A 20005-nucleotide genomic window follows, 5' to 3' on the forward strand; every position below is an offset into this window, starting at 1 on the left:
TAGTCTCGTCAATGAGTCAGGTTGAGGCACCAGTATACGTAGCCACCTTAAGAGATTCTTAACGGAAAAAATTATTTACTGGCGCGGAAAAGCGGGGAAATGGAAAAGCTGCCTGCTGTCAGGCAGCGCTGGAAGCGGAAGCTTGTGAAAAATGCAGATTACGATCAGGTCCACTGAGCATAACCGGAAAACCATCCTCACTCTGCTGTTCAAAATAGTCATGCATTACCTGGCTAATCCCTGCACCACACCACATCACATGATGCTGATGGATGGCAGTTTTAATAGCAGGCTGTCCGGTTGCACGTGAGTCAACCGCAACATTAAAGCCCATCGCCGTCAGACGAATCGCCTCCAGCCAGATTTCTGTTTTGTCGAGTACGCTCACTGCTTCCAGAAACAGAGGAACGGACGATTCATTGCGCGATGAGACGCGCATCACTTTGTCCGCCTGCTGCTTAACGGTTTGCTCAAAACGGTCGAGGCGTCGTGAAGCGCCCTGACGGTGGTCGGCATAGAGCCAGACGCTCAGCGGTCGCAGCAGATTAATGATGAAATCATCACCGCTGTAGTTACAGGACATGTTGTGCATCTGACGTGAAAGCGACAGCGGTGTGCCAAATTCAAGCTGCCAGAGCATGTCGCCCTTACGCGCCGCCCAGCCATGGGTTTTGACAGCCGTTGCGTCCTGCTGACCCTGCCTGATCTCATTCAGGGTTGCGCCGGTTGCCGTTAAACCAACCAGAGTATGGATTTCGCTGAGATGAGTATTGCTCCACTCGTCTGCATTCTGCTGTGATGTGAGTAATCCCTGCTTCATCCAGCGTTTCAGATTCGCGGGATGCGTGCCGGTTATCGCACAAACAGTATCGGTAGTATGAAATTGCATATCGTGCCCTCTGCTGAGGGAAAGGCCGCCGGGATTAACCGGAGATGAACAACCACTATGAACCTAATAAAAGCCAATTAACAGTGTAAAACGGGGTAAAATCGGCGATCAGGGCCCGTGACGCTACGCTTATTCGCCATTATTCTCTGATTTAATTCATAACGATCAGGGTGTTATAAGCGCTGCTATCCGACATAAAAAGACTGTGTATTTATTCAGTAAAGATTCTTTACGTAAACAGACCTGGAAAGCGCTCTTGTTTTACCTTTTTTAAGAGCATGCTGACTGTCAACCCCCTTACATCCGGCCTGCAAACCTTTAAAATAGGGCGTACTGATGATCAGGAGAAAGAGTGTCCAATGCGTTATCGTTTTACTCTCGCCGTTATGACGGTTGCTGCTGTACTGACTGGCTGTGCGAAACATGCCGTCAGCGATGCACCAGATGAATTTGCTGCTGGTCCGACACAGATCGATGTCTCACATATCAAGACCCGCGCGGATGATGGCTCCAGTGTATTCCTGACGGTTGATGGTAAAGACGCTGGCAGATTGCCGAATGGTGAAAGCAAACTGCTGCATGTGCCGGCGGGTAAGCATCAGGTGGGGGGATATGTGCCAACGCTGTTTGGTATGGGCCGTGTCACCATTGCGCCAGTTGAAGTGACCACGTCACCCGAAGATGTCAAAAAAGTGGCCTATACGGTCACCCGCAACAAAGCAACCTTTGTCGAGAACAAGGGCGAGCAGGGCTGAGTCGATAACGGCGGAGAGCAGCGCTCTCCGCTGGAAACGTCTGTTATAAACCCAGCTCGCTTAGCGAAGGATGGCCATCCGGGCGACGCCCCTGTGGCCAGTGAAACAGCCGCTGTTCTTCGCTAATTTTCAGGTCGTTGATGCTGGCAAAACGCTGCGTCATCAAACCCTGCTCATCAAATGCCCAGTTTTCGTTACCATAAGAGCGATACCACTGTAGCTGCTCATCGTGCCATTCATAGGCAAACCGCACCGCAATCCGGTTCTGGTCAAAACTCCATAGCTCTTTAATCAGCCGATACTGCTGCTCCCGCTGCCATTTTTGCTGCAGGAACGCGACAATATCTGCCCGTCCGGTCAGAAAGGTATCGCGATTACGCCACCGGCTATCTGCCGAATAGGCCAGCGCCACACGTTCAGCATCCCGACTGTTCCAGCCATCTTCAGCGAGCCGTACTTTTTCTATTGCCTGTTCAGGCCGTGTAAATGGCGGTAAGGGCGGGCGTAAATTTTCCAACTTTCTCTCCTCAACGGCGCAGGCAGATGCGTTATCCGCATCCATGACAGGTTAATCAAAGATCGAGCGCGTGGATCTGACAGACAGCGCGTGCCGCTTCCTGACCCTTTTTTACAAAATGCTGGGTATAGAAGTCGATGAACTCTGCCGATGGCTGGAAATTGTGAGGTGTCAGTGACACGGAGAAGACGGGTACGTTAGTCGTCAGCTGCGCCTGCATCAGACCACTTACGACCGCCTGAGCGACGAAATCATGGCGATAGATGCCGCCATCCACTACCAGTGCTGCACAGACAATCGCATCATAATTGCCAGTCTGTGCCAGACGTTGCGCCAGCAGCGGCATTTCAAAAGCGCCAGGAACATCCCATGTTTTAATCTCGTATGAGGCATCGCGACTTTCCAGTTCCTGTTCAAACCCGGTCAGAACCTGAGAAACGATTTCGCTGTGCCAGTTAGCTTTGATAAAGGCGACTTTCAACGGCTGCATGACTTACTCCAGTAATAGATAACATTCAGTGGTAACGGGCCAGACTGAGCCTCAGCACACCGAATCAAAATAGTGAGCATCGCAGGTCAGTAACCTGCTGAGAGCCTTCACTATACTGCAATGTAAAGAGTCTGTGTCCATCAATGTGATTATATGTAAATAACAGATGGCGTCATTAGCCTTACTGGCTGCAGGAAATGTGCGCCTGCCATCGATTAGCTCGCCCTGAACACGCCTTCCAGACCGTAAAATGCCTTCTGCTCCCTTGTTTGCGTAACCGGTTCCAATTACGTTATTGCTTAAATAAAATACTGGATATTTGAACAGTTGTTTGTATAATAAATGGACTGCCCGCCGGGTATTGGTAGCGTTAGCGAGGGGTGAACCCATGATGATTTCGACTGAAAGCCTCAAATCTCTGGAACAATCGGTCACAATGAGCAGCCGTGAACTGGCTCAGATGACAGGCATTACACACGGAGAAGTGAAGCGGTTAATCAAAAGTCTGGAAACGGCTCAGCATCTTTCTCAGCCACTCAAAGTGAATGACTATGAGCGGGATGGAGAAGTGCGCCAGGAGTATCGTCTCAGCAAGCGTGACTCTCTGCTGGCTGTAGCGCGTCTTTCCCCGGGCTTTACGGCTGAAGTGCTGGACCGCTGGCAGGATCGTGAAAAAACCACGCATCTGCCTGACTTTACTAACCCGGCTGAAGCGGCTCGCGCATGGGCTGAGCAGTTTGAACAGCGTCAGGCAGCGGAGCAGCAGCTGGCCCTCTCGGCTCCCAAGGCGGCGTTCTTTGATAGCTTCGTAGAAGTTGACGACTCGCTGGGTTTTCGTCAGCTCTGCAAGATGCTGAAAGTGAAAGAGCCGGAGTTCCGCCAGTTCCTGCTGGAGCGCAACATCATGTATCGCGCCAAAGGAACGCTGACGCCGCAACACTACCATCTGCAGGCGGGCTACTTTACGCTGCATACCGGTACCGGTGAAAACCAGCACGCGTTTTCTAAGGCGCGCTTCACCTCAAAAGGGGTGAAATGGGTAGCGAGTCTGTGGGCGGGACATCTCTCTGCTCAGCCTAAAGGTGCAGCCGCATAACTTCACCTCTGGCTTTCCTGACGGCTGCCTGCACGCAACCCGTGCCGACAGGCGTGCAGCTGAAAAATGCAGATATAATAAAGGCCGCATCAGAGTGCGGCCTTTATTGATCGTTCAGGATCGATTACCGGGCGGTTTACCAGCCTTTAATGGCATCACCCTTGTAGACTTCTTCCGCTTTGGCCGCAACTTCCGGTGACTGCAGCGCAGACTTCAGCTTCTGAATTTTGTCGCTGTCTTTATTATCTTCACGTGATACCAGTGCATTGACGTAAGGCGACGAGGCACTTTCCATAAATAAGCCATCGCGGTGTGCTGATAATCCAGCCTGAGCCGAGAAATTGGTATTGATGATGGATAAAGAGACGTTTGGATCGTCTAACGTGCGGGTCAGCTGTGGCGTGTCCACTTCAACCAGCTTCAGATTTTTTGGATTTTCGATGATATCCAGCGAGGTCGGTAAATAGCCGACACCGTCTTTCAGTTTAATCAGACCCTGCGCCTGAAGTAACAGCAGGCTGCGTCCCAGCGTGGTCGCCTCGTTAGAGATAGTAACAGTGGCACCATTCTGCAGTTCACTGATGTTTTTGATTTTGTGCGAATAGGCCGCAATCGGGAACACGAAAGTCTTGCCTACCACCGCAAATTTATAACCGCGCTCTTTCGACTGATCTTCAAGATAAGGCAGGCTCTGGAAGGCGTTGGCATCAACCTCTTTGTTATTCAGTGCTTCGTTTGGCAGCACATAATCATTGAAGCTAAGAACTTCGACATCGAGCTTGTATTTATCTTTGGCAACCTGCTGTACCACCTGCCAGATTGCTTCATCCGGCCCGGTATTAATCGCGACTTTAACTTTGTTGTCGTCGTCTTTAGAGCAGGCGGATAATAATAAAACAGAACTGGCGAGTAATGCCGTAAACAAACCTTTCATTATCAGAAATCCCTCAGATAGTAGATGGCTTCAAAGATAATACAGAACGTAAAGGTTGCGTACTGACGGTGGAATATATCTTATAACCGCAATGCAAATTTCGAACATTAATTAACCATCCACTCTGCTGGCACGATCATTCCCGCTATTTTTTCTGCATTGGCTGACTGATCGTTTCCTGATTCATCACGTATGAAACCCTCAGCGCCATTTTCTTCTACGCTTATTGCTCAGTCACTACTGGCATTCTATTGAGTAACAACAGGGATTAACCATGTCAAAGCAGGATAACGAGATTAACGCGGTCGAAGTGATGCGCAGCAGCCAGGCCTGGAACGGTGAGGTGATTAATGCTTATCCCACAGGCGAACCTGAACTGACAGTGATGCGACTGTCACTGCCTGCTCATACGTCATTGCCCTGGCACACCCACCCGATGCCGAATGTGGCGTTTATTCTTTCCGGCACTCTGATTGTTGAGGATAAAGAGAGCGGCGAACAGCGCACGTTCACAGCAGGTGAAGCTCTGAATGAAACGGTTAACAGCGCGCATCGTGGTTACACTCTGGATGAACCCGCTGAACTGGTGATCACGTATGCCGGTGTAAAAGGGCAGGAACTGACCGAGCCGCTGCCGGGAGAACCCGAAGAGTTTTAAGTAGCGGCGTTTGCCATAACACATGACGGCAGTGTTTTCGCTGCCGCTGCTAACCTCTGAAATAAACCCTATCCGGATTTGATTCGGATCAGTAAACGGTGTATCTGCACAGACCAGGATTAACGTTCTTTGCTCCATCCACACTCACAATGTAAAAGGATTTTTTCATGGATAAGAACGTTGCCCTGCTGCTCGCGCCCGGTTTTGAAGAAGCTGAAGCCATTATCACGCTCGATATTCTTTCACGTCTGGGCGTTCGCGTGACCACTGTGGCCTGTCAGCCCTACAGGGAAGTGACCAGCTACCATCAGGTGAAGGTCGTGGCCGATGAGCTGCTGGAAGAGAATCGCGAGCGGCTGTTTGACGCGGTGATTGTGCCGGGCGGCCCGGACGGCAGCAAAAATCTGTCAGCAAATGCTGCGGTGATTGATTTTATTCGCCGGCATGATGAAGCAGGTCGTCTGGTCTGCCCAATCTGTTCCGCAGCGGCCAGAGTGCTGGCACCTCACGCGCTTTTAAAGGGACGGCGTTATGTCAGTTCCGGCACCTCTTCAGAGGGTGTGACCGATGGCGTTTACGTTAATGCATCGATTGTGAAAGATGGCAATCTGCTGAGCGGACAGGATCTGGGCGCGGCGTTTGATTTCGCCTTCGCCATCGCTTTTACTCTGACAGGTGAAGGCGGCAAAGCCACCGAACAGGCGGAACACATCAGTCACAAGCTTAAAGTGGATTTCACTAAGCTCTGATTCGATTTTGCGCCCCCGAAGCGTCAGGCTGACGGGGCGCACAGTAACAGAAAAAACGTTCTTTATTCACAACCAAATCCCGCATCCCGCAGTACCCTTTTTGCCTGCTCTGAACCTAAGAACGTCACCAGCCTTTGCGCCTGTGGCGTGATGACAGCACAGGCATAGCGTGCAACAGGATTAAGAGCCGCCGGAATCTCCACTATCGTCAGCCCGGCAATCCGGCTCAGGGCTGTCCGATAGCTGGCATAGCCGATAAGCAGATCCGCCATATCCTCCTGAATAATCCACTCCGCTGCCAGCCTGCCTGCGGGAATTGCTGCTGAGTCACGCCCGCCAACCAGCGGGAGGGCGCGCTGACGCACCGCTTCACCGGCATTACCCATCCGGGAGAAAAGAATCTGCGTATAGTCACCCGACGGGTCGGCACCAGGTGTGGACGTGGCGATTCGCAGCGAGTCACGGGTGAGCAACGTGTACCAGTCATCTCCAGGAAGAAGACAATCGCTGCGCACCGTAATGCAGAGCCGGTTGGTGGCAAACCGCATGACTGCCAGCGCGCGTCCGGCAGCCCGCAGCGTCTGCGGATGATCTTCACTGGCTGAAGCGAAGAGGTCGCACCGCTCACCGGCCTCAATCCGTTCGCGGAGCAGACCGGCGGGACCAAAACGGGTTTCAGCCGGCTCCGGAAAGGACGCCATTAGTGTCGGCCAGACGCCTTTCAGGCTGCCCGCCGCCAGTACCTGCATCACTCTGGCCCCTGATAAGGGGTGCGATAAAAACGCTGATACCAGCGGTTAGCCAGTTTGTTCATGTCGACATCCTGAAACTTCTGCGGATAGAGTTTTTTTGCCATCCACAGCTCGCCAAGCCCCATCGCTTCCGGCATCGGATAGCCCCAGGCTTTGGCGTAGTCCGGCATCAGATAAACGCGATGTTTTTTGACCGCGTCAATCGCCTGCCACTGTGGAGAGCTGTTGATTTCATTCACGACAGAAGGGTAACGGTCCTGGACAAAAATCACCTGCGGATCCCAGGCGATCACCTGCTCCATCGACACGGTTTTAAATCCTTTCACGGTCGCCGCGGCGACGTTAACCGCACCCGCATGATGCATCATCAGACCGGTATATTTCCCGGAACCATAAGTAGTCAGTTGCGGATTGGCCATATAGGCGCGAATACGTTTCTCCGCCGGAATGTCTTTCAGGCGGTCGCTGACGATTTTGCGACCCTGATCGGTGGCGTCAATCAGCGCTTTCGCTTCGGCGGGTTTATTGACGATCTCGCCAATCAGCGTAATGCCTTCGCGCAGACCTTTGTCATAGGCCATTTCCTCATCACTGAGAGTCGGGTTCATTTTGTCCTGTTCACCCGGCATATCATGACGCAGTGAGATAGCCACGACAGGGATCCCCAGCGCGGTAATGCTGTCGATCATCTCTTGCGGCGCATAGTTGGTGACAAACACCACCTGCGGATGCAGCGCCACCAGTTTCTCCGGATCAACATGCGTCAAATCCCCAAGCGTAGCCATGTGGTTCAGCTCAGGGGCCAGTCGCGCATAGCCGTCGCCCAGTTGCTGCTTCCAGTTCGCCATCACCCCGACGATTTTATCGGTGGCGTTCATCTGCACCAGCAGGTTCAGCGTCTGGTGCTGAAGCACTACAATGCGGTCAACGTGGTCAGGAATTGTGACCTGACGGCCAATCTGGTCGGTGATCTGGCGCGATGCCAGGGAAGAGAGCGGAAGGTGTATCAGTAAACCGAATATGCATATCTGCCAGAAGCGCTTCATTAACTATCCTCGAAAATCGTTATGCATTGGATTATATAGCGATAGGTGATGTGCGTCACGTTCTGGGGCATTATTTTGGGAAAGCAGCAGGTAGAAAAAGCGACTGATTGCGCATATCGCCCTTACCCCCAACACAGCACTGATTATGTGCAATGCCAGTTGCTGGTTCACCATCCCGGTGCCTTCTGTGCCGAAATCCGTCTACCTTGCTGATATTTCTGGCTTTAATTTCTGGCACGCCATTTGCTGAAGTCTTAGCAGTAAGCAGCGTATGACACATTGATAGCAAATAGCTGGCTAGGGTTCCGGTTCACGCAGGTGAATGTCTGGTCCGAGAGCTGGCGACCTCTGCGAGGTTACACGGCGGGACAAAAGCCCGGGAGACAGCGGCACCATCTGGTGTCCTGCGCTGCTCCCGTTTTTTTGTGCCAACCAGAGGTCAACCATGAAGAAATCCCCCCTCCTGAAGCTGATTCTTTCGCTGACGCTGCTGGTCAGCGCGCCGTCTTTCGCCGCCGTCAAAAAAGAGTTCAACATCTGCTGGACTATTTACGCGGGCTGGATGCCCTGGGGCACCATCAGCAATGAGAAGATCATTGATAAATGGGCCAGCAAATATGGCATCAAAATTCATATCACCCAGCTCAATGACTACATCGAGTCGATCAACCAGTACACCGCCGGGCAGTTCGACGGCTGCACCATGACGAATATGGATGCCCTGACCATTCCTGCAGCCGGCGGCATTGATAGCACGGCGCTGATCACCGGCAGCTATTCGGATGGTAACGACGGCGTAGTCCTGAAAGGGGAAAATAAGAAACTCAGCGATCTGAAAGGGATGTCGGTCTATCTGCCTGCGCTGTCGGTGTCGCACTATCTGCTGGTCCGCGGGCTGGAGAAAGCCGGACTGCAGGAAAAAGACGTTAAAGTTGTAAATACCTCCGATGCCGATATTGTCTCAGCGTTCGGCACCAGCAACGTTAAAGCGGCTGTGGCCTGGAACCCGCAGCTTTCGGTCATCAAAAAGACACCGCTGACGACAGAAGTATTCAGCTCATCGGCCGTGCCGGGCGAGTTAATTGACATGATGGTTGTCAATACCGACACCCTGAAAGATAACCCCGCACTCGGCAAGGCGCTGACCGGTGCCTGGTTCGAGATGATGGCGAAGATGCAGGCCGGAGACACCCAGGCGCTTAGTGCCATGGCGGCCGATTCCGGTACGGACCTCACCGGTTATAAGGCACAGCTGAAAACCACCCACCTGTTCTGGACGCCAGCCGAAACCCAGACCTTTGTCTCATCCCCTGAACTGGCGAAAACCATGCAGCGCGTCGCTGCGTTCTCATTTGATAAAGGATTGCTGGGTGAGGGCGCGCAAAGCGCTGACTTCATCGGCATGCGCTTCCCGGGCAAGGTCACCGTCGGCGACACCGCAAACATCAAACTGCGCTTTGACGACAGCTATCTGAAGCTGGCCGCTGCGGGCAAGCTGTAATCACCGGACTCAGGAGTTTTTGCCATGCGCCACATCAACCGCCATCCCCGGCAGGGAATGCGCCTGACGCTGATGCTGTTACCGTTTGTGTTGCTGATCGCCGCGTGGTTTATCAGTTCGGCAGTGCGTCTGGAGGCGAATCCCCACGACAAACTGCTGCCCGGCCTGTCGCAGATGATCGCGGCCATCGACCGGATGGCGTTCACGCCGGACAAGCGCAGCGGGGAGTATCTGCTGTGGGCGGATACGTGGATTAGCTTAACCCGTCTGCTAACTGGCCTGGCGCTCTCTTCGGTCATTGGCTTGTGCATCGGCATTGCTGCGGGCGTCTTTCCGATGACCCGCGCGGCGCTGTCACCTTTCATGACAGTGGTGTCGATGATCCCGCCGCTGGCGCTGCTGCCAATGCTGTTTATCGTCTTCGGGCTGGATGAGCTGTCAAAAGTGATGCTGATCGTCATTGGCATTACGCCGATGCTGGCGCGCGATCTGGAACATCGGGCGCGGGAGATCCCCGCAGAGCTGTTTATCAAAGCGCAAACCCTGGGAGCGAATAGCTGGACGGTGGTGCTGCGGGTTGTGCTTCCGCAACTCTTATCGCGGCTGATCACATCGCTGCGTCTGCTGCTGGGATCGGCATGGCTCTTTCTGATCTCCGCCGAAGCCATTTCCGCAACCGCCGGGCTGGGTTATCGCATCTTCCTGGTGCGACGCTATATGGCGATGGATGTGATCATTCCTTATGTCATCTGGATCACGCTGCTGGCGTGGCTGATGGACCTCGCACTGCGTCAGCTGCACAAGGCCTGCTTCCCCTGGGCAGAAGGAGGCCGGGAATGAGTTTTATCGATATCAAAAATATCTGGCAGGAGTATGGCGACCACGTGGTGCTGGAGCGCATCAATCTGCAAGTGAATGAGGGCGAATTTTGTTCGCTGGTAGGGGCGTCCGGCTGCGGTAAATCGACATTCTTACGCCTGCTGCTCGGTCAGGAGAAGCCGAAGCGGGGATCAATCACGCTGGACGGTGAGCAACTGCCCGGAGAGCCGGATCGCAGCCGTGGCGTGGTGTTTCAGCGCTATTCGGTTTTTCCCCATCTCAACGTGCTGGATAACGTCGCCATTGGCCTCGAACTTCCGGCGTCACCCTTTGCCGGGCGGCTGTTTGGTGCCCGAAAACGCCAGGCACGCGAACAGGCTAAACAGATGCTGGAGAAAGTCGGGCTGGGCCATTCGCTGGATAAATATCCGGCGCAGCTTTCCGGCGGAATGCAGCAGCGGCTGGCGATTGCACAGGCGTTTGTGATGCAGCCACGCGTACTGCTGCTGGACGAGCCGTTTGGCGCACTCGATCCCGGCATCCGCAAAGATATGCATGCGCTGTTGCTCCAGCTGTGGAGCGAAACCCGGATGACGGTGTTTATGGTCACGCACGACCTTGCCGAAGGTTTCAATCTCGGCACCCGGCTGCTGGTGTTCGACAAGGTGCGCATCGACCCGCAGGCCCCCAATGCGTGGGGCGCACGTATCACCTACGACATCCCGCTTAATGAAACGCGGCTGTCTCAGCTGGCGACCGGCAGCAGAAACAACATTTACCCTTTAAAGGAGACCGCTCAATGACAGAGCTTTTTCATTCAGCCCCGAGCCTGCGCGAAGAGTTGCTGCCCGGTGGCGCGCATACCTCGCTGATTCTGCGTAAAGGGCAGATCCTGCGCCTGACAGATGTCGAAGGCGGCGCGAACGTCAGCATGATGATGCTCAATCCGCACGAGAAAAGTGAACGGCTGAATCTGCCGGACACCCTGAAAGGCCAGCACACTGCTCGCCTGACCACCGGTCACTGTTTCTACTCCGATATGGGTCGCGTGATGGCCGCGATCGTTGCGGATAGCTGCGGCTGGCACGATCCGTTCGGCGGCGTCCTCAACGCGGCGGAAACACAGGAAAAATACGGTGCCGGGCGCTATCAGGAGCTGCGCAACGGCTTCTATCGCAACGGCGTGAATAATCTGCTGGTTGAGATGGGCAAATGGGATCTGGGTCTGCAAGATCTGTTGATGGTCGTTAACTTTTTCAGCAAGGTCACGGTTGATGACCAGGGCCGCTTCGGGTTCAGCGCAGGCAATAGCCAGGCAGGTGATTTCGTTGAGCTTTACGCGCCCATGGACGTGCTGATGGTGCTGACCGCGCTGCCACATCCGCAGGATCCCGCCACTGACTATCTCCCGCGTCCGGTCCAGCTGAGCTGGTATCAGGCCGACGATATGCAGGTTGTCAGCGATGCGATGATCACTCGTGGTGAAAATCAGCGTGCGTTTCACAACACTCAACTTTTTGCCCTGTAAGGAGGCTGCGATGACCCTTATCCACTCTGATCGTCGTCCTGAAGATGCTGTCTATCGCCACGTAATCCCGGCAGGCGAGCCGTGGCTGTTCGAAGTCAAAAAAGGGCAAACGCTGCGCCTGCTCGACCTCGAAGGCAATCAGGCGATTGATACCCTGTTTTACAACACCGACAACCCGCGTGAACGTTACGATCCTCAGCGCACGCTGCGTCGTCAGAGCAAGGTCTATCTGACCACTGGCAGCGTGCTCTATTCGAATCTCGGCAATCCATTGCTGACGATCGTCGCCGACACCTGCGGTCGCCACGATACCCTGGGCGGTGCCTGTTCTCAGGAGAGCAACACAGTGCGCTATGCCCACGATAAACGCTACATGCACAGCTGTCGGGATAACTTTCTTTGCGCCTGCCTGCATGATGGCCGTCTGCACAAGCGGGATATCGGCGCCAACATCAACTTTTTCATGAACGTTCCGGTCACGCCCGAAGGCGGTCTGACCTTTGAGGACGGCTTATCTGCGCCCGGCAAATATGTCGACCTGGTGGCCGAATGCAACGTAATGGTGCTGATCTCCAACTGTCCGCAGCTGAATAACCCCTGTAATGGCTGGAACCCGACGCCCGCCGAAGTGCTGGTGTGGAACTGAGTCAGCCCTCTGAACTTCTCCGGCCACCTTTTTAGTGCCGGTCAGCCCCGGGGACGGCCCCAGGGAATATCGTATTTTGCGGGACGACCCGCATCCCTGAGAGTTCGCCTATGTTTGATACCTTACTGATTGCTAATCGCGGCGCGATCGCCTGTCGCATCCTTCGCACGCTGCGTGCCATGCAGGTGAAAGGCGTCGCCGTTTACTCCGAAGCCGACCTGAGCAGCTTACATATTCGCGAGGCGGATGACGCGTTAAGCCTTGGCGAAGGCCCGGCGGCACAAACCTATCTGGTGACAGAAAAAATCATCGCCGCCGCGCAGCAGAGCGGGGCCAGAGCGATCCATCCGGGCTACGGTTTTCTTTCCGAAAACGCCGCCTTTGCGGAAGCGTGCGAGGCCGCCGGTCTGATTTTTGTCGGTCCCACGCCGCAGCAGTTACGGACCTTTGGCCTGAAACATACAGCCCGCGCGCTGGCGAAGGCCGAAGGCGTGCCGTTGCTGGAGGGCAGTGAGCTGCTGGCGGATGTCAGCGAGGCCCGCCGCGCCGCAGAGCGTGTCGGCTATCCGGTTATGCTGAAAAGCACGGCGGGCGGTGGCGGCATCGGTATGCGCGTCTGTGGTGATGCGAATGAACTGTCAGACGCGTTTGAAACCGTACAACGCCTCGGCCAGAACAACTTCAGCGACGCCGGGGTGTTTCTTGAGAAATATATCGAACGCGCCCGTCATCTCGAAGTGCAGATTTTCGGTGACGGGATGGGCGAAGTTATCGCACTGGGCGTCCGCGACTGCTCGGTTCAGCGACGTAATCAGAAAGTGATCGAAGAGACGCCTGCGCCGAATCTGCCAGCTGGCATGGCCGAAGCGCTCTGTTCGGCGGCTATCGCCCTGGGGAAAGCGGTGAACTATCGCAGCGCCGGAACGGTTGAATTTGTTTACGACAGCGCGGTGCAGCAGTTCTATTTCCTTGAAGTGAATACCCGCCTGCAGGTTGAACATGGCGTGACAGAGCAGGTCTGGGGCGTGGATTTGGTGCAGTGGATGATAGAGCTGGCGGCAGGCGATCTTCCGCCGCTAAGCGCATTAGCAGCCACGCTGAATCCACAGGGCCATGCCGTGCAGGCGCGCATCTATGCAGAAGATCCGGGACGGCAGTTCCAGCCTTCGCCCGGACTGTTAACTGAAGTCCATTTCCCGGCAGCCGACGGTAAAAACCTGCGCATTGACCGCTGGGTGGAGGCCGGATGCGAAGTCCCGCCATTCTTTGACCCGATGCTGGCAAAAGTGATTGCCTCGCGTCCCACGCGCGAAGACGCTATCGCCGCACTGGCTCAGGCGCTGGCAGAAACCCGTTTTTATGGCGTTGAAACCAACCGCCGCTATCTCCAGCAGATTTTAGCCTTTGCGCCCTTCACGGCGGGTGAACCCTGGACCCGCTGTCTTGAGCAACTCAGCTATCAGGCGGCAACCGTTGAGGTGCTGAGTGCCGGCACCCAGACTAGCGTGCAGGACTATCCCGGACGACTGGGATACTGGGCGGTCGGTGTGCCGCCGTCGGGGCCGATGGACGATCGCGCCCTGCGCTCAGGCAACCGTCTGCTGGGCAATGACGAGAGTGACGCCGCGCTGGAAATCACTCTGAACGGGCCCACCCTGAAATTTAACACGGCGATTCAGGCGGTGGTTTGTGGCGCGCCGCTCAGTGTCATGCTGGATGGCGTTGAACAGGCGATGGACGCTGTGTTTACCCTCCCGGCGGGATCGACGCTGAGGCTGGGCGCGATGCGTGGCGAGGGCGTCAGAAGCTATCTCTGCCTGAGCGGCGGGATACAGGTGCCGGACTATTTAGGCAGCAAAAGCACCTTTACCCTCGGTCAGTTTGGCGGACACGCTGGTCGTGCGCTGCGCAGCGGTGATGTGCTGCATCTCGCGCCACGGACTAAGAACACCGCCGGAACAGAATTGCCCGCTGCGCTGCGCACCGATCTCGCGCCGGTTCGCACACTGCGCGTGATTTACGGTCCCCACGGCGCGCCGGAGTTCTTCGCGCCGGACTATATTGCTACCTTCTTTGCCACAGAATGGGAAGTGCACTTCAACTCCAGCCGAACCGGCGTGCGCCTGATTGGGCCAAAGCCGATCTGGACACGCGACAGCGGCGGCGAAGCGGGACTGCACCCCTCGAATATTCATGACAATCCTTATGCCATTGGCGCGGTCGACTTTACCGGTGATATGCCAGTCATCCTGGGACCGGATGGCCCGAGTCTCGGCGGGTTCGTCTGCCCGGCGACGGTGATCGAAGCGGATCTCTGGCAACTGGGACAGCTCAAAGCGGGTGACAAAGTGCAGTTTGTTCCGGTAGATATCCCGACGGCACGGCGACTGGCAGAGGGACGTCGCAACGAGCTGACCACGCTACAGCCACAGGACATTCTCTGGGAGCCTGCGCCGCTGATGTCGCCGATAATAATGACCTGCGGCGAGGCGGATAAACGTCTGGTGGCGCGGCTTTCAGGCGATACGCATCTGCTGCTGGAGGCAGGCGAGCCGGAGCTGGATCTGGTGCTGCGCTTTCGCATTCACGCCCTGATGCAGGCGCTGGAAGCGCAGTCCCGCAACGGCATCATTGATATCACGCCGGGCATCCGCTCGCTGCAAATCCACTTCCAGCCCGAGACGCTGACGCCAGATGTGCTGCTGGCGTGGGTGCGCGGTGAGTGGGAGACGGTCTGCATGAGTGACGACCTTCAGGTACCCACACGCGTGGTGCATCTGCCGCTCTCCTGGGACGATCCCGCCTGTCAGAAGGCGATCGAAAAGTATATGACCACCGTGCGCCCGGACGCGCCCTGGTGCCCGAGCAACCTTGAGTTTATCCGCCGGATAAACGATCTGCCGGATGAGCAGGCGATCTGGAACACCGTGTTTGAGGCCAGTTATCTGGTCATGGGACTGGGCGATGTCTATCTTGGCGCGCCGGTTGCCACGCCGCTGGATCCTCGGCATCGGCTGGTGACGACAAAATATAATCCGGCCCGCACCTGGACGGCGGAAAACTCAGTGGGCATCGGCGGCGCTTATCTGTGCGTTTATGGCATGGAGGGGCCTGGCGGCTATCAGTTTGTCGGCCGCACGCTGCAGATGTGGAACCGATATCACGAAGTGGCCGATTTTGGCGGTAAGGCCTGGCTGCTGCGCTTTTTTGATCAGCTCCGTTTTTATACGGTTTCCGCCGAAGAACTGCTGCAGATTCGTCGCGATTTTCCACTGGGTCGCTATCCGCTGCGCATTGAGCAAAGCACGCTGCGGCTGGCGGCATATCAGGATTTTCTCGCGCGTGAAGCGGAGAGTATCGGCGAATTTCGTGAGCATCAGCAAAGCGCGTTCAATGCGGAACGTGACCGCTGGATGGCCAGCGGCCAGGCCCATTTCGACAGTCAGGAAAATGTAGCGGAAGAAGGCGGCGACGCACCGCTGCAGCCGGGCGAGCAGGGGGTTGAAAGTCCGGTATCCGGCAATCTCTGGCAGGTGCAGGCGACCGCAGGCAGCCGGGTGCGGGAGGGGGATATTCTTGTCTTGCTGGAGTCGATGAAGATGGAGATCCCACTTCTGGCTCCGTGCAGCGGCATTATTCAGCAGGTCAGCGTCCAGCCAGGCAGCGCAGTACGTGCAGGGCAACGCGTGGCGGTAATCGTTGAAGATAACGCATAACGACGATCACAACCGACCAGCCGGATAAGATCATGCTTAAGTGACAATCTGTTGCAGCCCCCGCTGGCGGCTTCATGCTGGCGGGCGCAGGCAACATGCATCACAGCAGCCAGGTATCAGCACCGCGCGCCCAGTTCTTTTAACCAGCCGAGCATCGCTTCACTGCCAGGCTGACTCAGCGTGCGTTGCGGCCACGCCAGAAAATAGGGCTTGCTCAGCGGCAGGCAAAGATCATCCACCACCACCAGGTCGCCACGCGCCAGCTCTGGCGCGATAAGGCGTCGCTGTCCCAGCAGCAGTCCCACACCAGCGACAGCCGCATCAATCGCCAGTGAGGTCAGGTTAAAGCTGAAAGCTGGTTGCGGCAGCGGTTCATCCATGCCTTTTGCCTGAAACCAGCTTTGCCAGTCCGGCAGGAATCGTCCTTCATTACCCCAGTCGAGGTGGATCAGCGGCGCCTGACTTAAGATCGTTTCCGGCGTGAAACGTCGTAGCAGAGACGGACTGGCCACCGGCAGCACCTCATCCTGAAACAATCTGATCTTATCCAGCTGCGGGTAGCGATCTTCACCAAAGCAGATTACGAAATCGGCGGGCATTGCCGTGAAATCGACCGGTGAATGGGTGCCATGTAACGAGAGATCGATATCCGGGCAACGATCACGCCAGTAGGTCAGTTCGGGCAGCAGCCATTTCGACGCCAGCGCCGGTAGTGCGTAAATCGTGAGTTTTGGGGCGCTGGCCGCATGGCGGATGTTCTGCTGGCCGAGGTGCAAAATATCAAAAGCTTCGGTGACATAGCGCAGATACTCTTTGCCGGTTTCGGTCAGCATCACGCCGCTCTGCGTGCGCAGAAACAGCGCGCTGCCGAGTTGTTCCTCCAGCTGGCGAATCTGCTGGCTGACCGCCGCCGGGGTCAAAGCCAGCTGGGCGGCGGCTTTTGCCAGGCTGCCCAGTTCGGCGGCCACTTTAAAGGACTGTATGACGCTGATTTTGGGCAACCTTGGCAATTGGGCAGGCATTAACTCTTCCTTATCAGGGCAGTAAGTTTTTATCGTTACGCAGCGTGGCAGGCGACAGGTAGAGTAACATCACACCTGTCCATCATGAGAAATGTTGCTATGTCTGGATCCCTCGTTCGTCTCGATCTTCATCCGCTGGCCGATCAGGGCTGGCGTCAGCGCTGCCGTGAGCAGTTAAACCACGCCGGCGCGCTGGTACTGCGTCAGTTTTTACAACCTCATGCTCTGGAGGCGATTATTGAAGAGGGCAATGCCCGGCGTCATCTGGCCTATCACACCCGCAGCAAACACAATGTCTATCTGATGAAGCCGGATGAGGCGTTCAGCGCGGATCACCCGCGCAACCGGGATGTGCTCAGCACCAAAGGATGCATTACAGATGATGTTATCGCTGCCGACTCGCCGCTGCGCCAGCTTTATAGCGATGACCTGTTTAAACATTTCCTGTGCGATGTGCTGGGAGAGGAAGCGCTCTATCCTTATGCCGATCCGCTTTCGTCGATTAACCTGCACTTTGCGCCTCACGGCCAGGAGCTGGGCTGGCACTTCGACAACTCCTCATTTGCTATCACCTTGCTGGTCCAGAAACCGCTGGCGGGCGGCGTGTTTGAGTATGCAAAGGATCTGCGTGATGCCGATGCCGGTGAGATGAACTTCGGCGGCGTTGACGCAGTACTGGACGCGCGCCAGCCGGTTGACGCACTGGAGATTGATGCCGGCGATCTGGTGCTGTTTCGTGGCCGTAACTCCCTGCATCGGGTGACCCCGACCGAAGGCGAGGTCACGCGGATGCTGGCGGTGCTGGCTTACAACACGCAGCCGGATATCGCGCTGTCAGAAACAGCCCGAATGACCTTTTACGGCAGACTATAAAATCAGGGCGTGTCTGTGAGGGCACGCCAGCCGCGCTGAAAGATTTGCTGCGTGCGGAAAGCCACTAACGCTCGCCAGTCCGCATCGTCAGGCCAGAATCCCTCGATCAGTTGCTGCTTTGACTTCTGGCCAGCCGCACTGGCCGGATCGCCAGTGAGATGGAGCCAGTGATCCTCTCGCACCCGCCGGTGCATTTCCTCTCCCTCGTAGGTTCCACATTCCACCACTAACGGCAATATCAGCGTGTCAGGAAGGGAACTCAGCAGGTATTGCGACAGATATCCCGCTGCAGTGGCGGTCACACCGGTTACGCTGTCACGTCCGGTACCGGTCAACAATACGGTCAGCCACTCACCGTAAATGGCTTTGCCCCACTCATGAGCAGCATAACGCTGCTCTGCAATGGACAGCAGCATCGGATGCCCCCACGCGCCAGCGCCGGTATGCAGATCAAAGCTGAGGATGGTTTTTGCAACCGAGAGATGCTGCTCGATAATCGTCTTCATCGTAAGGTGAGACCAGCAGGGCTGGTGTCCGCCGAAGAAGAACCCATCCGCAAACGTATATTGTCCGGCTTCCACCACGTGTTTAACTGCCTGCCAGCCCTGGCCCTCCAGCGTCTCAGCCAGTTGCCGATCCGCACTGACACGGTCGCCATGATAGATTCCGTGCCACTGCGCATAATCCAGGTTAACCGGAACGGTCTGGCTGAAGTCGATAAAGTTACGATTGAGATCGATATTGTCTTCGTTTACGCGCCGTAAATGGGCTGCTCCCCACGGATTGAGCAGGTGAATAAGCAGCAGCGCCGTATCAGCGGGTAATGCTTTTTCATCCAGCGCAGCGAGCCAGGCGATCTGACAATCCGAACCATAATAGCCTTCGACGCCGTGCGTGCCAGAGACAACCAGCATCAGGCGCGATGCCGTGGCGGGTCCCAACCGTGCCACATCCGTATACAGCGTTTCTCCCTGCGGGCCAGGGAGTGGGTGCGGGTAAGAGGTGATCTCTGCGCCTTTATTCTGCGCAGCGGCAAGAAAGCGTGCGCGCTGAGCGTGATAATCGGGTAATGCCATGTTCAGCCTCCTGCGATACGGCGCGCGATACGCTTCACGGATAAACGTTGAATTTGAAGTATTTTTTGGTCAGTTGATCGTAGGTGCCGTTTTTATGGATCTCTGCCAGCGCCGTGTTGATCATCTTCAGATTTGCCTCATCGCCTTTGCGTAACGCGATACCGACACCATCACCAAAGATGACTTTATCCACCAGCGTCCCTTTAATGGCGTACGGCTTGCCTTCCGATGTGGTGAGGAATCCCTGCTCAGCAGAGACCGCATTCGCCAGGCTGCCATCAAGACGTCCGGCGACCAGATCCGGGTAGACTTCCATCTGATTAGGATATGAAACGATTTTGACGCCCTGCGACTCCCATTTGGTTTTGGCGTAAGTTTCCTGGATGGTGCCCTGAGCCACACCAATTGTCTTACCGCGCAATGAGACAACGTCGGTCGTCAGCTTGCTGGCCGCGGGCGCCAGTAAGGCACTCGGCGTGTTGTACAACATATCGCTGAATGCTACCTGCTGACGACGTTTGTCGGTCATCGACATTGCCGACAGGATGGCGTCAAATTTCTTCCCCTGAAGGGCAGGGATGCTGCTGTCAAAACCCATCTGCACCCACTGGCACTTCACCTTTGCCTGCGCGCAGATGGCGTTGCCAATATCAATATCAAAGCCCTTTAACGACCCATCAGCCGCTTTAGATTCAAACGGCGGGAACGTCGGATCAACACCAAAGCGCAGTGTCTGTTGGGCCAGAGCTCCCTGGGTGAACGCGGTAAGCGAAAACAGTAATGCAAGAGATACGCTCTTTTTCATATTTTATTTCCCGACAGGTGAAATTAAGCACGACATTTAAATTTAATAACATGCGGCCTGTTTTGCTGCCAGCGAATAAACCGCGTTCTGCCAGAGTAAAATCTTATGTTATTAAGGGACTGTGCGAATTATT

At 55.6% G+C, this 20005-nt stretch carries 20 protein-coding genes and 1 riboswitch; of the genes, 11 read left to right on the forward strand and 9 right to left on the reverse strand.

The genetic code is table 11. From position 1 onward, the window contains the following. Positions 1-118 precede the first annotated feature (118 nt). Positions 119-889 (reverse strand): MerR family transcriptional regulator, encoded by a 771-nt coding sequence (locus AC6I8C_RS20135; RefSeq protein ID WP_497823576.1) that lies wholly within the window; start codon positions 887-889, stop codon positions 119-121. 359 nt (positions 890-1248) lie between these two features. Here AC6I8C_RS20135 and AC6I8C_RS20140 point away from each other — a divergent pair, with 359 nt between their 5' ends. Beyond that, the gene (locus AC6I8C_RS20140; RefSeq protein WP_497823577.1) at positions 1249-1644 is read left to right on the forward strand and encodes a hypothetical protein; all 396 of its coding nucleotides are present in this window, start codon (positions 1249-1251) and stop codon (positions 1642-1644) included. A gap of 43 nt (positions 1645-1687) precedes the next feature. Here the strand turns inward: AC6I8C_RS20140 and AC6I8C_RS20145 are convergent, their stop codons facing one another. Continuing rightward, on the reverse strand, positions 1688-2161 hold the full coding sequence (locus AC6I8C_RS20145) for a nuclear transport factor 2 family protein (RefSeq protein WP_497823578.1): 474 nt from the start codon (positions 2159-2161) through the stop codon (positions 1688-1690). A 55-nt stretch (positions 2162-2216) separates the two neighbouring features. Next, positions 2217-2651, reverse strand: coding sequence for a 6,7-dimethyl-8-ribityllumazine synthase (locus AC6I8C_RS20150; protein WP_346436321.1), 435 nt, complete (start codon positions 2649-2651; stop codon positions 2217-2219). A 388-nt stretch (positions 2652-3039) separates the two neighbouring features. Between AC6I8C_RS20150 and AC6I8C_RS20155 the strand changes: the two genes are divergently transcribed. After that, positions 3040-3747, forward strand: a complete 708-nt coding sequence (locus tag AC6I8C_RS20155) for a phage antirepressor KilAC domain-containing protein (RefSeq protein WP_497823579.1) — start codon at positions 3040-3042, stop codon at positions 3745-3747. A gap of 136 nt (positions 3748-3883) precedes the next feature. On the opposite strand, the gene AC6I8C_RS20160 is transcribed toward AC6I8C_RS20155, so the two are convergent. Further along, the gene (locus AC6I8C_RS20160) at positions 3884-4681 is read right to left on the reverse strand and encodes a MetQ/NlpA family ABC transporter substrate-binding protein (RefSeq protein WP_497823580.1); all 798 of its coding nucleotides are present in this window, start codon (positions 4679-4681) and stop codon (positions 3884-3886) included. A gap of 274 nt (positions 4682-4955) precedes the next feature. Here AC6I8C_RS20160 and AC6I8C_RS20165 point away from each other — a divergent pair, with 274 nt between their 5' ends. Next, a complete protein-coding gene (locus AC6I8C_RS20165; protein WP_497823581.1) occupies positions 4956-5339 on the forward strand; it encodes a cupin domain-containing protein in 384 nt (127 codons plus the stop codon). A 167-nt stretch (positions 5340-5506) separates the two neighbouring features. Further along, positions 5507-6088 carry a DJ-1/PfpI family protein gene (locus tag AC6I8C_RS20170; RefSeq protein ID WP_497823582.1) on the forward strand — a complete coding sequence of 194 codons (582 nt, stop codon included), beginning with the start codon at positions 5507-5509 and terminating at the stop codon, positions 6086-6088. Positions 6089-6150: 62 nt separating this feature from the next. Here AC6I8C_RS20170 and AC6I8C_RS20175 read toward each other — a convergent pair whose 3' ends face one another. Both AC6I8C_RS20175 and AC6I8C_RS20180 read right to left on the reverse strand, forming a co-directional pair. Beyond that, entirely contained in the window at positions 6151-6837 is a 687-nt protein-coding gene (locus AC6I8C_RS20175; protein ID WP_497823760.1) for a molybdate ABC transporter substrate-binding protein, read from the reverse strand. Further along, the gene (locus AC6I8C_RS20180) at positions 6837-7886 is read right to left on the reverse strand and encodes an ABC transporter substrate-binding protein (protein WP_497823583.1); all 1050 of its coding nucleotides are present in this window, start codon (positions 7884-7886) and stop codon (positions 6837-6839) included. The genes AC6I8C_RS20175 and AC6I8C_RS20180 overlap by 1 nt, the downstream gene beginning before the upstream one ends. Before the next feature lie 286 nt (positions 7887-8172). Further along, a riboswitch (guanidine-I (ykkC/yxkD leader) is annotated at positions 8173-8271 on the forward strand. A 60-nt stretch (positions 8272-8331) separates the two neighbouring features. Between AC6I8C_RS20180 and AC6I8C_RS20185 the strand changes: the two genes are divergently transcribed. The 6 genes from AC6I8C_RS20185 (at position 8332) to uca (ending at position 16096) form a co-directional block, all read left to right on the forward strand. Continuing rightward, positions 8332-9387 carry a putative urea ABC transporter substrate-binding protein gene (locus AC6I8C_RS20185; RefSeq protein ID WP_497823584.1) on the forward strand — a complete coding sequence of 352 codons (1056 nt, stop codon included), beginning with the start codon at positions 8332-8334 and terminating at the stop codon, positions 9385-9387. A 24-nt stretch (positions 9388-9411) separates the two neighbouring features. Beyond that, entirely contained in the window at positions 9412-10227 is an 816-nt protein-coding gene (locus AC6I8C_RS20190) for an ABC transporter permease (protein WP_497823585.1), read from the forward strand. After that, positions 10224-11009 carry an ABC transporter ATP-binding protein gene (locus tag AC6I8C_RS20195; protein WP_497823586.1) on the forward strand — a complete coding sequence of 262 codons (786 nt, stop codon included), beginning with the start codon at positions 10224-10226 and terminating at the stop codon, positions 11007-11009. Before AC6I8C_RS20190 ends, AC6I8C_RS20195 begins: the two co-directional genes overlap by 4 nt. Beyond that, the gene (locus AC6I8C_RS20200; protein ID WP_497823587.1) at positions 11006-11734 is read left to right on the forward strand and encodes an urea amidolyase associated protein UAAP1; all 729 of its coding nucleotides are present in this window, start codon (positions 11006-11008) and stop codon (positions 11732-11734) included. The genes AC6I8C_RS20195 and AC6I8C_RS20200 overlap by 4 nt, the downstream gene beginning before the upstream one ends. A 10-nt stretch (positions 11735-11744) precedes the next feature. Beyond that, positions 11745-12380, forward strand: a complete 636-nt coding sequence (locus AC6I8C_RS20205) for an urea amidolyase associated protein UAAP2 (protein ID WP_497823588.1) — start codon at positions 11745-11747, stop codon at positions 12378-12380. Positions 12381-12490: 110 nt separating this feature from the next. Next, entirely contained in the window at positions 12491-16096 is a 3606-nt protein-coding gene (uca, locus tag AC6I8C_RS20210; RefSeq protein WP_497823589.1) for an urea carboxylase, read from the forward strand. Positions 16097-16212: 116 nt separating this feature from the next. On the opposite strand, the gene AC6I8C_RS20215 is transcribed toward uca, so the two are convergent. Next, positions 16213-17118 carry a LysR substrate-binding domain-containing protein gene (locus AC6I8C_RS20215; protein ID WP_497823590.1) on the reverse strand — a complete coding sequence of 302 codons (906 nt, stop codon included), beginning with the start codon at positions 17116-17118 and terminating at the stop codon, positions 16213-16215. Between the two features lie 99 nt (positions 17119-17217). Between AC6I8C_RS20215 and AC6I8C_RS20220 the strand changes: the two genes are divergently transcribed. Next, entirely contained in the window at positions 17218-17991 is a 774-nt protein-coding gene (locus AC6I8C_RS20220) for a HalD/BesD family halogenase (protein WP_497823591.1), read from the forward strand. A 2-nt stretch (positions 17992-17993) separates the two neighbouring features. Here the strand turns inward: AC6I8C_RS20220 and AC6I8C_RS20225 are convergent, their stop codons facing one another. After that, positions 17994-19067 carry a DUF2817 domain-containing protein gene (locus AC6I8C_RS20225; RefSeq protein ID WP_497823592.1) on the reverse strand — a complete coding sequence of 358 codons (1074 nt, stop codon included), beginning with the start codon at positions 19065-19067 and terminating at the stop codon, positions 17994-17996. Between the two features lie 34 nt (positions 19068-19101). Further along, positions 19102-19872, reverse strand: a complete 771-nt coding sequence (locus AC6I8C_RS20230; protein WP_497823593.1) for a transporter substrate-binding domain-containing protein — start codon at positions 19870-19872, stop codon at positions 19102-19104. Positions 19873-20005 lie beyond the last annotated feature (133 nt).

Source organism: Pantoea sp. X-Soil-YNGN-844 (assembly GCF_059730595.1).

Coding starts and splice junctions, on each gene's coding strand:
- AC6I8C_RS20135 (WP_497823576.1), bottom strand. CDS start 889: ATGCAATTTCATACTACCGATACTGTTTGTGCGATAACCGGCACGCAT.
- AC6I8C_RS20140 (WP_497823577.1), top strand. CDS start 1,249: ATGCGTTATCGTTTTACTCTCGCCGTTATGACGGTTGCTGCTGTACTG.
- AC6I8C_RS20150 (WP_346436321.1), bottom strand. CDS start 2,651: ATGCAGCCGTTGAAAGTCGCCTTTATCAAAGCTAACTGGCACAGCGAA.
- AC6I8C_RS20155 (WP_497823579.1), top strand. CDS start 3,040: ATGATGATTTCGACTGAAAGCCTCAAATCTCTGGAACAATCGGTCACA.
- AC6I8C_RS20160 (WP_497823580.1), bottom strand. CDS start 4,681: ATGAAAGGTTTGTTTACGGCATTACTCGCCAGTTCTGTTTTATTATTA.
- AC6I8C_RS20165 (WP_497823581.1), top strand. CDS start 4,956: ATGTCAAAGCAGGATAACGAGATTAACGCGGTCGAAGTGATGCGCAGC.
- AC6I8C_RS20170 (WP_497823582.1), top strand. CDS start 5,507: ATGGATAAGAACGTTGCCCTGCTGCTCGCGCCCGGTTTTGAAGAAGCT.
- AC6I8C_RS20175 (WP_497823760.1), bottom strand. CDS start 6,837: ATGCAGGTACTGGCGGCGGGCAGCCTGAAAGGCGTCTGGCCGACACTA.
- AC6I8C_RS20180 (WP_497823583.1), bottom strand. CDS start 7,886: ATGAAGCGCTTCTGGCAGATATGCATATTCGGTTTACTGATACACCTT.
- AC6I8C_RS20185 (WP_497823584.1), top strand. CDS start 8,332: ATGAAGAAATCCCCCCTCCTGAAGCTGATTCTTTCGCTGACGCTGCTG.
- AC6I8C_RS20190 (WP_497823585.1), top strand. CDS start 9,412: ATGCGCCACATCAACCGCCATCCCCGGCAGGGAATGCGCCTGACGCTG.
- AC6I8C_RS20195 (WP_497823586.1), top strand. CDS start 10,224: ATGAGTTTTATCGATATCAAAAATATCTGGCAGGAGTATGGCGACCAC.
- AC6I8C_RS20200 (WP_497823587.1), top strand. CDS start 11,006: ATGACAGAGCTTTTTCATTCAGCCCCGAGCCTGCGCGAAGAGTTGCTG.
- AC6I8C_RS20205 (WP_497823588.1), top strand. CDS start 11,745: ATGACCCTTATCCACTCTGATCGTCGTCCTGAAGATGCTGTCTATCGC.
- uca (WP_497823589.1), top strand. CDS start 12,491: ATGTTTGATACCTTACTGATTGCTAATCGCGGCGCGATCGCCTGTCGC.
- AC6I8C_RS20215 (WP_497823590.1), bottom strand. CDS start 17,118: ATGCCTGCCCAATTGCCAAGGTTGCCCAAAATCAGCGTCATACAGTCC.
- AC6I8C_RS20220 (WP_497823591.1), top strand. CDS start 17,218: ATGTCTGGATCCCTCGTTCGTCTCGATCTTCATCCGCTGGCCGATCAG.
- AC6I8C_RS20225 (WP_497823592.1), bottom strand. CDS start 19,067: ATGGCATTACCCGATTATCACGCTCAGCGCGCACGCTTTCTTGCCGCT.
- AC6I8C_RS20230 (WP_497823593.1), bottom strand. CDS start 19,872: ATGAAAAAGAGCGTATCTCTTGCATTACTGTTTTCGCTTACCGCGTTC.